Below are 13589 nucleotides of genomic sequence, written 5' to 3'. Positions count from 1 at the left end.
GAAAGACAGGAGGATACAATGCGGAACAAAATTCTGATGGCATCCGCGCTGGCGGCGACGGCAATGGTGTTTGTGGCGGGCTGTTCATCGAACCAGTCGCTGAAAACGACCGACGGTAAAACGATCGTCACTGATGGTAAGCCGCAGGTGGATGATGACACCGGTATGGTGTCATACAAAAATGCGGAAACCGGCCGGACTGAACAGATCAATCGCGATCAGGTGAAGTCGATGGACGAACTGGATAACTAACGGTTATCCGGGGCCCCGCGAAGGATCTCGTGGGGCTGAGTACGGCGGGACAGCTACAGCAGAGCGTTATCTATCTTAACGATAATTTTGCGCAGCGGCGCGCCGGCATCCATCGCGCCCATCGGACGGTGCAGTTCGCCCGGAAACAAAATGGCCAGCTCTTCCGGATGCAGATGAATCAGCGTTTCGCTGCCGATCTTTTCACAAAAGCCAATATCGTGCGCCTCTTTAAACGGGCCGTCCGGGACGATCGCCAGGCCTTTATTGCCGGCGCCGATAATCTCCACCCCTGCCAGGACAATATGAATATCAATATACTGACGATGGTACTCCGGGCGTTGTTCCGCCAGTGGCCGCGTCTGGCCTTCGACCACGGTGAAAAACAGATTGTCTCCATCGACGGTATATTTTCCCGGCGGTAGGGAGTGCGGATCCTGCTGGGCGACGGCCTGTAAAGCTTTGCGGATCACCGGCGGATAGAACGCGTTTTTTGCGCCAGCGTTGAGGGTATCGATAATCATGCCGGGACTCCCTGTAGTGGGTGAGGGTCAAGTAAGGTGATGGATTGCGCGACGATAGTCGCCACGTCGGGGGCGATATCAACGGCGATGATATCGCGCTCGCTGGCGTCCGGTGTCTCCAGGGCGGCAAACTGGCTGCGCAGCAGCGCTTCCGGCATAAAGTGGCCTTTACGCTGCTGCATCCGCTGCAGAATGCACTCATAGTCGCCGGTCAGCCACAGAAAACGCAGGTTGTCGCTGCCTTCACGCAGACGGTCGCGATAGCGTTTTTTCAGCGCCGAGCAGACCAGCACGCCGGATTCATTCTTTTGCTCCAGGCTGAAAATCACGTCGGCAATCCGCTCCAGCCAGGGCCGGCGATCGTCATCATCGAGCGGCTGGCTGGCGGCCATTTTGACAATATTCTGCCGTGGATGCAGATCGTCGCCATCGATGAACTTCGCGCCAAGCGCCTGGGCCAGCGCCTGCCCGACGGTGGTTTTCCCGGTGCCTGAGACGCCCATCAAAATAATGCATTGCCCTGCCATAATGCGCTCCTTAATCAGACGGCAACCAGCATGCCGCCGTCGACAAACAACAGATGACCATTGACGAAATCGGATGCTCTGGAGGAGAGGAACACCGCCGCACCGACCAGCTCTTGCGGATCGCCCCAGCGGTTGGCAGGCGTGCGTTTGCACAACCAGTCGGTAAAGGCGCGATCGTCCACCAGTGCCTGGGTCATGGCGGTTTTAAAGTAGCCCGGTGCGATGCCGTTGACCTGAATGTTATAGCGCGCCAGCTCGACGCACATGCCGCGGGTCAGCATTTTGACCGCCCCTTTGGCGGCGGCATAAGGCGTAATGGTGTCGCGTCCCAGCTCGCTCTGCATGGAACAGATATTGACGATTTTTCCGCGCTGACGGCTGACCATGCGTTTAGCCACGGCCTGCGAAACCAGAAATACCGCGGTCTGGTTAACGGAAATAACATCATTCCACTCCTGGACCGGAAATTCGGTAAACGGATGGCGTCGCTGAATACCCGCATTATTGAATAACACATCAATAGCGCCGGTTTCTTCTTCGATTTTAGCAATCGCATTTTCGACCGCATCGGCATCGGTCACATTAAATACGGCCGAATGGGCAATCGCACCTTCATCACGTAATTTCATCACCGCATCATCTGCCCGGGACGCTGAAATATCGTTGATAATAATTTCTGCGCCATATTGTGCAAGGCCTTGCGCCATGACAAAACCAATGCCTTGTCCTGCGCCAGTAATTAAAATACGTTTGCCTTGTAAGCTGAAAAGATCTTTCATCTTGATATCCTGATTAACGGCTGAATATAAATGATGCTGGGCGTTTTAATTCCTGACTGGCAAAAAACAAACCGCAACAACCTGTGCTCTATATCACGGATTTTCGCCGCTTAAATCTGTGATGGAGATCACTCAAAATAGTGTTACGAAAAGGGGTTACGTTAAACGTGAAGCCGCGTGGAAATTACCGCTGCTCAAGGGGTTAACGGGGGAAGGGTTCGATTCTCTTTTTCTTCAGCGGCAGGCATAATGGCCTGATGCAGTGGATGTATTTGACGGGTCGATAGATGAAAGCACAACGCATTACGCTCAATGATATTGCAGCGCTGGCTGGCGTAACCAAAATGACCGTCAGCCGCTATTTACGTACGCCGGATAAAGTAAAACCGGAGACGGCGGAGCGTATCGCCAGCGTGATTGCGGAAATTGGTTACGAGCCCGATCCCGACAATCCGGCGATGACCAGCGTCGCCGTCCCGCGCATCGGCGTGCTGATTCCCTCTTTTCATAATCAAATCTTCGCCGACCTGCTGGCCGGCATCGAGTCGGTGACCGCGGCTCATGGCTATCAGACGCTGGTGGTCAATTACGATTACGACCGCCAGCGTGAAGAGGAGCAGATTGCCGCCGTACTGGCCTTTCATGTCAAAGGCTTGCTGCTGACTGAGTCGCTCCATACGCTGCGGGCGGACAAATACCTCAATGCGGCGAAAATCCCGATCGCGGAGGTGATGGGACTGGCGGAGAACCCGGGGCGAATCAACGTCGGGTTTGACAACTTCAAAGCCGGTTTTGACATGACCACGATGCTGCTGGCGAGCGGCAAGCGGCACATTATCTATTTTGGGTCGATGTCCGATGTCCGCGATGAGCAGCGCTACGCCGGCTATTGTCAGGCGATGGAGAATGCCGGACTGCCGACGGGGCGCATTGCCCCCAATAAGGTGTCGTCGGTGTCGATTGGCACCGGCATGATGAATCTGGCGCGGCAGATGTACGCCGCTATGGACGGGATTCTCTGCACTAATGATGACCTGGCGGTGGGCGTGTTACAGGAGTGCCTTGCATCGGGTATCGCGGTGCCGCAGGAGCTGGCGATCGCCGGTTTTCATGGTCTGGAGATTGGCCAGATCGTCACCCCGCGGCTGGCAAGCGTTCTGACCCCACGTTATGAAATGGGTAAGGTGGCCACTGAGATTTTAATTAAGAAAATCAAAGGACTGCCAACCATAGAGAAAGTCGATCTGCACTATCGCCTGTCGATGGGCGAAACCATTTAATCCTGCCTGAACGGCGGCGCAGCCCTGTTAGCAGAACGTTAACGCTTCGTCGCTTGTCCCCGCGTAAAACCGGGTTTTTGTCTTAGCGATCACGGACACCGTAACAGCAATTTTTAACACGATTCAGCGTGATGCAGATCGCAAAACGTTCGGCTAAAAAACCGTTTGATAGTGGCTACCGTCGTAATGAACCGTCAAACAGGTGATCTGATGAAGAGTACTATTACCCGCGCCATCCTCTTAGTGGCCCCCGTTATTGATGCCTTGCAGGAACAGCTGGCGGCCGACTTCCCGCTGCTGCGTCTGTACGAGCAGGAGGATCCCATCGGTTTTCTGCGTGAGCAGGGAGAGAATATTGCAGCCGTTGTCACCCGAGGGGATATCGGAGTGCAGAACAGCGTCCTCGAACTGCTGCCGCACGTGGGTCTGATTGCCATTTTCGGCGTGGGCACCGATGCGGTGGATTTAGAGTATGTTCGCTCCCGGCAGATTCAGGTTTCCATCACTTCCGGCGTGTTGACTAACGACGTGGCGGACCTGGCAATGGGGCTGCTGCTGGCCGGTTCCCGCAATCTGTGTCAGGGCGATCGTTTTGTACGAGATGGCCGCTGGGAGAAGGGGGGCATGCCGCTGGCCACCCAGGTGAGCGGTAAACGTATCGGCCTGCTGGGGATGGGCAATATTGGTCAGGCGATTGCCCGCCGCGCCCGCGGTTTCGATATGCAGGTGCTTTACCATGACCGTAAACCGGTTCCGGGGCTGGATTACCAGTGGTGCGCCGATCTGCATACCCTGGCCCATGAGAGTGATTTTCTGGTGCTTGCCGCCTCCGGCGGTGAAGCAAACCGCGGGCTGATCGATTTCTCAGTCTTCAACGTCATGCCGAAACATGCGTGGCTGATTAATATCGCTCGCGGTTCGCTGGTGGATGAAAAGGCGTTGATTCAGGCGTTACAAAACGGTGTTATCGCCGGCGCTGCCCTCGACGTTTTTGAAGATGAGCCTCATGTCCCGGCAGCATTGATCGCGCTGGATAATGTGGTGTTGCAACCGCACGTGGCCAGCGCCACCCATGAAACCCGACAGAAAATGAGCGAAGTGGTTTTTGCAAACGTCACCGCTTATTTCTCCGGTAACGTATTGCCGAATGCCATTAATTAATGTTCATCTCTTATTTCTGTGCCCGGCTCTAATTTAATGACAACAATAACCTCTGCATAGAGAGTACGAAATATGAATGATAAAATTCCCAGCACCCGCTGGCTGCGTATTATCACGCCGGTGTTGATTGCCTGTATTATTTCGTTTATGGATCGGGTGAATATTAGTTTTGCTTTGCCCGGTGGCATGGAAGCTGATTTAGGTATTACCAGTCAAATGGCCGGTGTGGCCAGCGGAATATTTTTTATTGGTTATTTATTTCTGCAAATACCCGGCGGGCGTATTGCGGTAAATGGCAGCGGTAAACGCTTTATTGCGTGGTCGCTGATGGCTTGGGCGGTGGTGTCGATTGCCACTGGTTTTGTGACCCATGAATATCAATTGCTGGTGCTGCGCTTTATTCTCGGCGTATCCGAAGGCGGGATGCTACCGGTGGTGCTGACGATGGTCAGCAACTGGTTCCCGGAAAAAGAGCTGGGGCGGGCCAATGCCTTCGTCATGATGTTTGCTCCGCTGGGCGGCATGCTGACCGCACCGGTCTCCGGGGCGATTATTGCCGCGCTCGACTGGCGCTGGCTGTTTATTATCGAAGGCCTGCTGTCCGTGGTGGTGCTGGCGGTGTGGTGGTTTATGATCAGCGACCGTCCGGAAGAGGCGCGCTGGCTGCCGGAGGCAGAGCGCCACTATCTGGTTACCACGCTGGCCGCAGAGCGGGCGGCAAAGCTGGCGGAAGATGCGGTCAGCAACGCACCGGTCAAAGATGTTTTCCGCAATAGCGGGCTGATGAAACTGGTTATCCTTAACTTCTTTTATCAGACCGGCGATTACGGTTACACCCTGTGGCTGCCGACTATTCTGAAGGGCCTGACCGGCGGCAGTATGGCCAGCGTCGGCTTCCTGGCGGTGCTGCCGTTTGTGGCCACGCTGGCGGGCATTTATGTGATTTCGCTGTTCAGCGATCGCAGCGGCAAACGTCGCCTGTGGGTACGCTTCTCGCTCTACAGCTTCGCTGCGGCGCTGGTGGCCTCGGTGGTACTGCGTGAGCACGTTGTGGCGGCCTATATTGCGCTGGTGATTTGCGGTTTCTTCCTTAAGTCGGCGACCAGCCCGTTCTGGTCGATGCCGGGGCGTATCGCGGCCGCGGAAGTCGCCGGTAGCGCACGGGGTGTGATTAACGGCCTGGGCAATCTCGGCGGCTTCTGCGGTCCTTATCTGGTTGGGGTGATGATCTATCTGTATGGCCAGAACGTGGCGGTCTGCGCGCTGGCAGGATCGCTCATCATCGCCGGGACTATGACCTTCCTGCTGCCGAAACGCTGCGATCTTGAGATCGGCGAGCCCGCTGCCGTCGTCAGCAAGCAGCCGCGAAATGCCTGAAGGGTATTGAGATAAAAGCAGGTTGTGATTGTAAGCACTTCGATTAACTGACTACACTCTTGCTGATTACAACGAGAGTTAACGCAGGCTAATCAATGATTCTGATAATTTATGCCCATCCCTATCCGCATCACTCGCATGCGAATAAGCGGATGCTTGAGCAGGCAAGGACGCTGGATGGCGTAGAAATACGCTCCCTCTATCAACTTTACCCCGATTTTAATATCGACGTCGCCGCCGAACAGGCGGCGCTGGCGCGAGCCGAGCTGATTATCTGGCAGCATCCGATGCAGTGGTACAGTGTGCCGCCGCTAATGAAACTGTGGATGGATAAAGTGCTGTCGCACGGCTGGGCCTACGGGCATAACGGCATCGCCCTGCGCGGTAAATCGCTGTTGTGGGCGGTGACCACCGGCGGCGGCGAGAGCCACTTTGATATCGGCGCATTTCCCGGGTTTGATGTGCTTTCCCAACCGCTCCAGGCGACCGGTCTGTACTGTGGAATGAAGTGGCTGCCACCTTTCGCCATGCACTGCACGTTTATCTGCGACGATGAAACCCTTCAGGCGCAGGCGCGCCGCTACCGACAACGCCTGATCGAATGGCAGGAGACGCATCATGGATAGCCATACGTTGATACAGGCGCTGATTTATCTGGGATCCGCCGCGCTGATTGTGCCGATCGCCGTGCGCCTTGGTTTGGGGTCGGTGCTCGGCTATCTGATTGCCGGCTGTATTATCGGGCCGTGGGGGCTGAGGCTGGTGACCGACGCCGAGGCGATTTTGCACTTTGCCGAAATCGGCGTGGTCCTGATGCTGTTTGTCATTGGTCTGGAACTCGACCCGCAGCGCCTGTGGAAGCTGCGCGCGTCGGTGTTTGGCGGCGGCGCCTTGCAGATGGTGGTGTGCGGCGCGCTGATTGGCCTGTTCTGCATGTTGCTGGGGATGCGCTGGCAGGTGGCGGAGCTAATCGGCATGACGCTGGCGCTGTCGTCGACGGCGATCGCCATGCAGGCGATGAACGAACGTAATCTGACGGTCTCACAGCTGGGGCGGAGCGCATTTGCCGTCCTGCTGTTTCAGGATATCGCGGCGATCCCGCTGGTGGCGATGATCCCGCTGCTGGCCGCCAGCGGTGGCTCCACGACGCTGGCGGCATTTGCCCTGTCCGCGCTTAAGGTGGCTGGCGCGCTGGTCCTGGTGGTGGCGCTCGGCCGCTATGTGACCCGTCCGGTACTGCGCTTCGTGGCCCGTTCCGGTCTGCGCGAAGTGTTCAGCGCCGTAGCCCTGTTCCTGGTCTTCGGCTTTGGCCTGTTGCTGGAGGAGGTTGGACTGTCGATGGCGATGGGGGCCTTCCTCGCCGGCGTGTTGCTGGCGAGCTCGGAATATCGCCACGCGCTGGAAAGCGACATCGAGCCGTTTAAGGGGCTGCTGCTGGGGCTGTTCTTCATTGGCGTCGGGATGTCGATTGATTTCGGTACCCTGATGAGCCATCCGCTGCGCATTCTGGTTTTACTGGTCGGCTTCCTGATCATTAAAGGCGCGATGCTGTGGCTGATTGCGAAGCCGCTCGGGGTGCCGCGCGCCCAGCGCCGCTGGTTTGCGGTTCTGCTGGGGCAGGGGAGTGAGTTTGCCTTTGTGGTCTTCGGCGCGGCGCAGATGGCCGACGTACTGGATAGCGACTGGGCGAAAGCGTTGACGCTGGCGGTGGCGCTGTCAATGGCGGCAACGCCGATCCTGCTGGTGTTGTTGACCCGTCTGGAGAAATCATCCGGCGGCCAGGAACGCGAAGCGGATGAGATTGATGAAGAGCAGCCGCGGGTGATTATCGCCGGCTTCGGCCGTTACGGGCAGATCGCCGGTCGTGTGCTGCTCTCCGGCGGGGTGAAGATGGTGATCCTCGATCACGATCCTGACCACGTGGATACGCTGCGTAAATTTGATATGAAAGTGTTTTACGGCGATGCCACGCGCGTGGATATGCTGGAGTCTGCGGGGGCGGCAAAAGCCGAGGTGCTGATCAATGCGATTGACGATCCGCAGGTCAGTCTGCAGCTGGTTGAGCTGGCAAAAGAGCATTTCCCGCATCTGCAGATTATCTCCCGCGCCCGCGATGTGGATCACTATATCCAGCTGCGTCAGGCCGGCGTGGAGGCCCCGGAGCGTGAAACCTTCGAGGCGGCGCTGAAATCCGGGCGAACGGCGCTTGAGGCTCTGGGCCTCGGCGCTTATGAAGCGCGCGAGCGCGCCGACCTGTTTCGTCGCTTCAACCAGAAAATGGTGGAGGAGATGGTGGCGATGGCGGAAAACGACGCGGCTTCCCGCCTGGCGGTCTTTAAACGCACCAGCGACATGCTGACCACCATTATTAACGAGGATCGCAATCATCTGTCGTTGGTTCAGCGGCATGGCTGGCAGGGAACGGAAGAGGGGAGACACACCGGAGATATTGCCGATGAACCGGAGAGTAAACCTTCTGCCTGAGTCGTGAGGCTACCGTTACGTTTTGTTTACAGTTAACATTTTGTTTTCAATTTAGATCCTCAGCAGGCGGCTCACGTAGCTTACGTGGGCCCGCCTGCAAATCCGAAAATTTTCTTATTCTTTACTCTCCGCGCAGTCGACGAAGTATTACGCTTTACGTATAGTGGCGGCAATTTTTTGCATTCGGGAAATTTTCAATGATCAGTCTGATTGCGGCGTTAGCGGTAGATCGCGTCATTGGTATGGAAAACGCCATGCCATGGGACCTGCCTGCCGATCTCGCCTGGTTTAAACGTAATACCTTAAACAAGCCGGTGGTGATGGGGCGTCTGACCTGGGAGTCTATTGGTCGCCCGCTGCCGGGGCGTAAGAATATCGTTATCAGCAGCCAGCCGGGCACCGACGATCGCGTGCAGTGGGTGAAGTCGGTTGATGAAGCGATCGCCGCCTGCGGCGACGTTGAAGAGATAATGGTGATCGGCGGCGGTCGTGTCTATGAGCAGTTCCTGCCGAAGGCCCGGAAGCTTTATCTGACGCACATTGATGCCGAAGTGGAAGGGGATACCCATTTCCCGGACTACGATCCGGACCAGTGGGAGTCGGTATTCAGCGAATTTCACGATGCCGATGCGCAGAACTCGCATAGCTACTGCTTCGAGATTCTCGAACGTCGCTGATGGCATTCCGGGCAGCGCGTAGCGTTGGCCGGGGCAACATGATGATATCCCGGATAGCGCTTACCGTTATCCGGGATTTTTTTCAGGAGGCGACCGCCTCGCCTTCGTCCGGCTCTTTCTGCCGGTTTGAGGGCTGAGTAAAGTACTGCTTGTCTTCCCAGCGCAGGCAGGTGAGATCCCCGCCCCAGCAGCAGCCGGTATCGAGGGCGTATATTCCCTCCGGCGTACCGCGGCCTTCCAGCGAAGCCCAATGACCAAACACAATGCTGTACTCGTTGCTCACCGGGCCGGGAATGGCAAACCACGGTTTTAACGGCGCAGGGGCGTTTTCCGGCGCTTCTTTGGCATACATATCCAGCTGCCCGTTCGGGAAACAGTAGCGCATACGGGTAAAGGCATTGGAGATAAAGCGCAGGCGGGCGAGACCGCTCAGCTCAGGGCTCCAGTTATTCGGCATATCGCCATACATCGCGTCGAGGAAGAACGGATAGGAGTCGCTGGCAAGCACGGCTTCAACATCGCGCGCGCACTGTTTTGCCGTTTCCAGATCCCATTGCGGCGTGATACCCGCATGGGCCATCACCAGCTTTTTCTCTTCATCAATCTGCATCAGCGGCTGACGGCGCAGCCAGTTGAGCAGCTCGTCGGCATCCGGGGCTTCGAGCAGCGATTTCAGGCGATCTTTGGGTTTGTTGCGGCTGATGCCGGCGAAGACGGCCAGCAGGTGCAGATCGTGATTGCCGAGGACAAGACGCACATTATCGCCAAGAGATTTAACGTAGCGCAAAACCTCCAGCGAACCCGGGCCGCGTGCGACTAAATCGCCCGTGAGCCACAGCGTATCGTTCCCTGGGGTAAACTCCACCTGCTTTAATAATGCGAGCAGTTCATCGTAGCAACCGTGAACGTCGCCAATAAGGTATGTAGACATTGTTTTAGTGAATGAGCGTTGGTACTGCGAGACGGAAAACAGGGATATCGATCGAGAACGGCGCGCCGTTCACATCGATCATTTCATAATGTCCCTGCATGGTGCCCAGCGGCGTTTCAATGACGGCTCCGCTGGTATACTGGAATTCACCGCCTGCGGGAATATGCGGCTGTTCGCCGACAACCCCTTCACCCTGCACTTCAGTCTCACGACCGTGGCCGTTGGTGATAAGCCAGTAGCGGCCAAGAAGCTGAACCTGAGTCCGCCCCAGATTGCGAATCGTGACGGTATAAGCGAAAACGTAGCGCTCTTCTTCCGGGGAAGACTGCGATTCGATATAGACGCTTTGCACCTGCACGCAAACTCGAGGCGAATTAATCATGGTTAGCTCTCCTTGGTGGGCGAGTTGTCAGATAGCCAGTTAGCCAGCTGACAGTATTGCGCCACGGAAATATTCTCTGCACGTTTTGCCGGGTCGATGCCCAGCTCGGTCAGTACCTCAACGCTGAACAGGTTGCCGAGGCTGTTACGAATCGTTTTACGACGCTGGTTGAAGGCCTCGGTAGTGATTCGGCTCAGCACGCGAACCTCTTTCACCGGGTGCGGCAGCGTGCGGTAAGGCACCAGACGCACAACGGCGGAATCCACTTTAGGCGGCGGCGTAAAGGCGCCCGGCGGCACTTCGAGTACCGGGATAATCTGGCAGTAATACTGCGCCATAACGCTCAGTCGACCATACGCCTTGCTGTTCGGTCCGGCAACCAGGCGATTGACGACCTCTTTTTGCAGCATAAAGTGCATGTCGGCGATGGCATCAGTATAGCTGAACAGATGGAACATCAGCGGCGTCGAGATGTTGTACGGCAGGTTGCCGAACACGCGCAGCGGCTGACCCATAGTCTGCGACAGCTCGCCGAAGTTCATGGTCATGGCATCTTGCTGATAAATGGTCAGCTTCGGCCCGAGGAACGGATGCGTCTGCAGACGAGCGGCCAGATCGCGATCCAGCTCGATAACGGTAAGTGCGTCCAGGCGTTCACCGACCGGCTCGGTCAGCGCCGCCAGGCCCGGACCGATCTCGACAATTGCCTGCCCTTTCTGGGGGTTAATGGCCGAGACAATGCTGTCGATCACGAACTGATCGTTGAGGAAGTTTTGCCCGAAGCGTTTACGGGCTAAGTGGCCCTGATGGACTCGATTATTCATTGCGTATTAACAATCATTTTGATGGCGAGATTAAGCGCCGTGATAAAACTGCCGACATCCGCTTTTCCCTGGCCCGCCAGTTCAAGCGCGGTACCGTGGTCAACAGAGGTGCGAATAAAAGGTAAACCGAGCGTAATGTTCACGCCACGGCCAAAGCCCTGGTATTTTAGCACGGGAAGGCCCTGATCGTGGTACATCGCGAGTACCGCATCGGCATTGTCGAGATATTTGGGCTGGAAAAGGGTATCTGCCGGCAGCGGGCCGCTCAGATTCATCCCCCGGGCGCGCATCTCTTCCAGCACGGGAATAATCGTATCGATCTCTTCCGTCCCCATATGTCCACCTTCGCCGGCGTGGGGGTTCAGACCGCAGACCAGCACGTGCGGCCGGGCGATACCGAATTTATGGCGCAGATCGTGGTCCAGAATCGTTATCACTTCACGGAGCAAATCCGGGGTGATCGCGTCGCTGATCGCTTTCAGCGGCAGATGAGTGGTTGCCAGGGCGACGCGCAGTTCTTCCGTCGCCAGCATCATGACCACTTTGCTGGCGTGGGCGCGCTCTTCAAAGAACTCGGTATGGCCGGTAAAAGCGATCCCCGCGTCGTTGATATTGCCCTTATGGACCGGCCCGGTAATCAACGCCGCAAATTCGCCGCTCAGGCAGCCGTCGCAGGCGCGAGCCAACGTCTCAACCACATAGCTTCCGTTGCGCACGTTCAGCACGCCGGGTTCGACGGGGGCGTTCAGCGCGACCGGGAGGAGCGTCAGAGTGCCAGCGCGTTGTGCCGCTGCGGGAAGAGAAGGATCGTAGGGCAGGAGAGATAAAGGAAGACCGAGCTGTTGAGCTCGGTCGGATAACAGGGCGCCGTCGGCGCAAATCACCAGCTCTACCGGCCAGTCGCGCTGCGCAAGCTGTACAACAAGGTCGGGGCCGATACCGGCGGGTTCACCGGGAGTGATAACAACTCGATTCATACACTTCATCCTTCAGGACGTCTTTCTGTTGGCAACGCCGTCGGGTCCGCTCACATCGTGAGTTATCCGGGCTCGACGGCTTGCCGCCTCAATACACCCTGAGTGCCGTTGTGTATGAGGCCGTGATATTAGTTGCTCAGAATTTTGACGTAAGCGCTGGCGCGTTGTTCCTGCATCCAGGTTGCCACTTCTTCAGAGAACTTACGGTTCATCAGCATCCGGTACGCGCGGTCTTTCTGCGCGGCGTCGGTTCTGTCTACCTGACGGCTGTCCATCAGTTGAATCAGGTGCCAGCCGAAGGAGGAGTGAACCGGCGCGCTGGTCTGGCCTTTGTTCAGACGCATCAGCGCATCGCGGAACGCCGGATCGAAGATATCAGGCGTTGCCCAGCCTAAATCTCCGCCCTGGTTTGCGGAACCCGGATCTTCAGAGAACTCTTTTGCTGCTTTAGCGAAGGTGGTTTTTCCGCTCTTAATATCCGCGGCGATCTGCTCCAGCTTAGCCCGCGCCTGATCGTCATTCATGATCGGAGATGGCTTCAACAAAATGTGACGCGCGTGAACTTCGGTGACGGAGATGTTCTTGCTGCCGCCGCGCATATCGTTCACTTTCAGGATATGGAAGCCGACGCCAGAGCGAATCGGGCCGACAATATCACCTTTCTTCGCGGTGCTCAGCGCCTGGGCGAAGATCCCCGGGAGTTCCTGAATACGACCCCAGCCCATCTGGCCGCCTTTCAGCGCCTGCTGGTCGGCAGAGTAGGTGATAGCCAGTTTGCCGAAGTCAGCGCCGCTGCGCGCCTGCTCAACGATCGCGTTAGCCTGTTCCTGCGCTTTCGCTACGTCGTCGGAGGTCGGGTTTTCTGTCAGCGGAATCAGGATGTGGCTAAGATTCAGCTCGGTGCTGGCATCGTTCTGATCGCCAATCTGTTTTGCCAGAGATTCGACTTCCTGCGGCAGCACGGTAATGCGACGACGGACTTCGTTGTTGCGCACTTCCGCAATCAGCATCTCTTTACGAATCTGGTTACGGTAGGTGTTGTAGTTGAGACCGTCATAGGCCAGACGGCTGCGCATCTGATCCATGGTCATGTTGTTCTGTTTCGCGATGTTGGCAATCGCCTGATCGACCTGATCGTCAGTGATTTTCATGCCCATCTTCTGGCCCATCTGCAGAACGATCTGGTCCATGATCAGTCTTTCGAGGATCTGATGACGTAAGGTCGCGTCATCCGGCAGCTGTTGACCGGCCTGGCCAGCATTGAGCTTAACCGATTGCAATAAGCCATCGACGTCGCTTTCAAGAACAACGCCATTATTGACGACAGCCGCTACTTTATCGACAACCTGTGGGGCAGCGAAACTGGTATTCGCGATCATGGCGATACCGAGAAGCAGCGTTTTCCAGTTCTTCATAC

General features: G+C 56.7%; 15 protein-coding genes. 7 read left to right on the top strand and 8 right to left on the bottom strand.

Annotation, left to right across the window (positions count from 1 at the left end; genetic code table 11):
* The first annotated feature begins 18 nt into the window (after positions 1 to 18).
* Positions 19 to 252 (top strand): YgdI/YgdR family lipoprotein, encoded by a 234-nt coding sequence (locus GRPL_RS24550; RefSeq protein ID WP_032689522.1) that lies wholly within the window; start codon positions 19 to 21, stop codon positions 250 to 252.
* A 53-nt stretch (positions 253 to 305) separates the two neighbouring features.
* Here GRPL_RS24550 and GRPL_RS24555 read toward each other — a convergent pair whose 3' ends face one another.
* Genes GRPL_RS24555 through idnO form a run of 3 tightly spaced genes read right to left on the bottom strand, consistent with a single transcriptional unit; the run spans position 306 to position 2079 of the window.
* Complete coding sequence (locus GRPL_RS24555; RefSeq protein WP_032698185.1) at positions 306 to 773, bottom strand: NanQ anomerase/TabA/YiaL family protein; 468 nt, start codon at positions 771 to 773, stop codon at positions 306 to 308.
* Complete coding sequence (locus tag GRPL_RS24560; protein ID WP_032698183.1) at positions 770 to 1300, bottom strand: gluconokinase; 531 nt, start codon at positions 1298 to 1300, stop codon at positions 770 to 772. The genes GRPL_RS24555 and GRPL_RS24560 overlap by 4 nt, the downstream gene beginning before the upstream one ends.
* Positions 1301 to 1314: 14 nt before the next feature.
* On the bottom strand, positions 1315 to 2079 hold the full coding sequence (idnO, locus tag GRPL_RS24565) for a gluconate 5-dehydrogenase (RefSeq protein ID WP_032689519.1): 765 nt from the start codon (positions 2077 to 2079) through the stop codon (positions 1315 to 1317).
* Between the two features lie 287 nt (positions 2080 to 2366).
* Between idnO and GRPL_RS24570 the strand changes: the two genes are divergently transcribed.
* The 6 genes from GRPL_RS24570 (at position 2367) to folA (ending at position 9058) form a co-directional block, all read left to right on the top strand.
* A complete protein-coding gene (locus GRPL_RS24570) occupies positions 2367 to 3359 on the top strand; it encodes a LacI family DNA-binding transcriptional regulator (protein WP_032689518.1) in 993 nt (330 codons plus the stop codon).
* Between the two features lie 210 nt (positions 3360 to 3569).
* Positions 3570 to 4520 carry a 2-hydroxyacid dehydrogenase gene (locus tag GRPL_RS24575; RefSeq protein WP_080718618.1) on the top strand — a complete coding sequence of 317 codons (951 nt, stop codon included), beginning with the start codon at positions 3570 to 3572 and terminating at the stop codon, positions 4518 to 4520.
* Positions 4521 to 4592: 72 nt separating this feature from the next.
* A complete protein-coding gene (locus tag GRPL_RS24580; RefSeq protein WP_032689516.1) occupies positions 4593 to 5897 on the top strand; it encodes an MFS transporter in 1305 nt (434 codons plus the stop codon).
* 95 nt (positions 5898 to 5992) lie between these two features.
* Positions 5993 to 6523, top strand: coding sequence for a glutathione-regulated potassium-efflux system oxidoreductase KefF (gene kefF / locus GRPL_RS24585; protein WP_032697241.1), 531 nt, complete (start codon positions 5993 to 5995; stop codon positions 6521 to 6523).
* A complete protein-coding gene (gene kefC, locus GRPL_RS24590; RefSeq protein ID WP_032689514.1) occupies positions 6516 to 8381 on the top strand; it encodes a glutathione-regulated potassium-efflux system protein KefC in 1866 nt (621 codons plus the stop codon). The genes kefF and kefC overlap by 8 nt, the downstream gene beginning before the upstream one ends.
* Before the next feature lie 197 nt (positions 8382 to 8578).
* Positions 8579 to 9058: a type 3 dihydrofolate reductase gene (gene folA, locus GRPL_RS24595; protein WP_004857778.1), complete on the top strand. Its 480-nt coding sequence runs from the start codon at positions 8579 to 8581 to the stop codon at positions 9056 to 9058.
* Positions 9059 to 9140: 82 nt separating this feature from the next.
* Here the strand turns inward: folA and apaH are convergent, their stop codons facing one another.
* The 5 genes from apaH to surA form a co-directional block, all read right to left on the bottom strand.
* A complete protein-coding gene (gene apaH, locus GRPL_RS24600; protein ID WP_032689513.1) occupies positions 9141 to 9989 on the bottom strand; it encodes a bis(5'-nucleosyl)-tetraphosphatase (symmetrical) ApaH in 849 nt (282 codons plus the stop codon).
* A 4-nt stretch (positions 9990 to 9993) separates the two neighbouring features.
* Positions 9994 to 10371, bottom strand: a complete 378-nt coding sequence (apaG, locus tag GRPL_RS24605; protein WP_004857782.1) for a Co2+/Mg2+ efflux protein ApaG — start codon at positions 10369 to 10371, stop codon at positions 9994 to 9996.
* Positions 10372 to 10373: 2 nt separating this feature from the next.
* Positions 10374 to 11195, bottom strand: coding sequence for a 16S rRNA (adenine(1518)-N(6)/adenine(1519)-N(6))-dimethyltransferase RsmA (gene rsmA, locus GRPL_RS24610; RefSeq protein ID WP_004857784.1), 822 nt, complete (start codon positions 11193 to 11195; stop codon positions 10374 to 10376).
* Positions 11192 to 12181, bottom strand: coding sequence for a 4-hydroxythreonine-4-phosphate dehydrogenase PdxA (gene pdxA, locus GRPL_RS24615; protein WP_015585173.1), 990 nt, complete (start codon positions 12179 to 12181; stop codon positions 11192 to 11194). The genes rsmA and pdxA overlap by 4 nt, the downstream gene beginning before the upstream one ends.
* A gap of 119 nt (positions 12182 to 12300) precedes the next feature.
* The gene (surA, locus tag GRPL_RS24620; RefSeq protein ID WP_032698181.1) at positions 12301 to 13587 is read right to left on the bottom strand and encodes a peptidylprolyl isomerase SurA; all 1287 of its coding nucleotides are present in this window, start codon (positions 13585 to 13587) and stop codon (positions 12301 to 12303) included.
* Positions 13588 to 13589 lie beyond the last annotated feature (2 nt).

The organism is Klebsiella planticola ATCC 33531, from assembly GCF_000735435.1.
GTDB classification, from domain to species: Bacteria; Pseudomonadota; Gammaproteobacteria; order Enterobacterales; family Enterobacteriaceae; genus Klebsiella; species Klebsiella planticola.
This window is presented reverse-complemented; position numbering and strand designations above follow the sequence as displayed.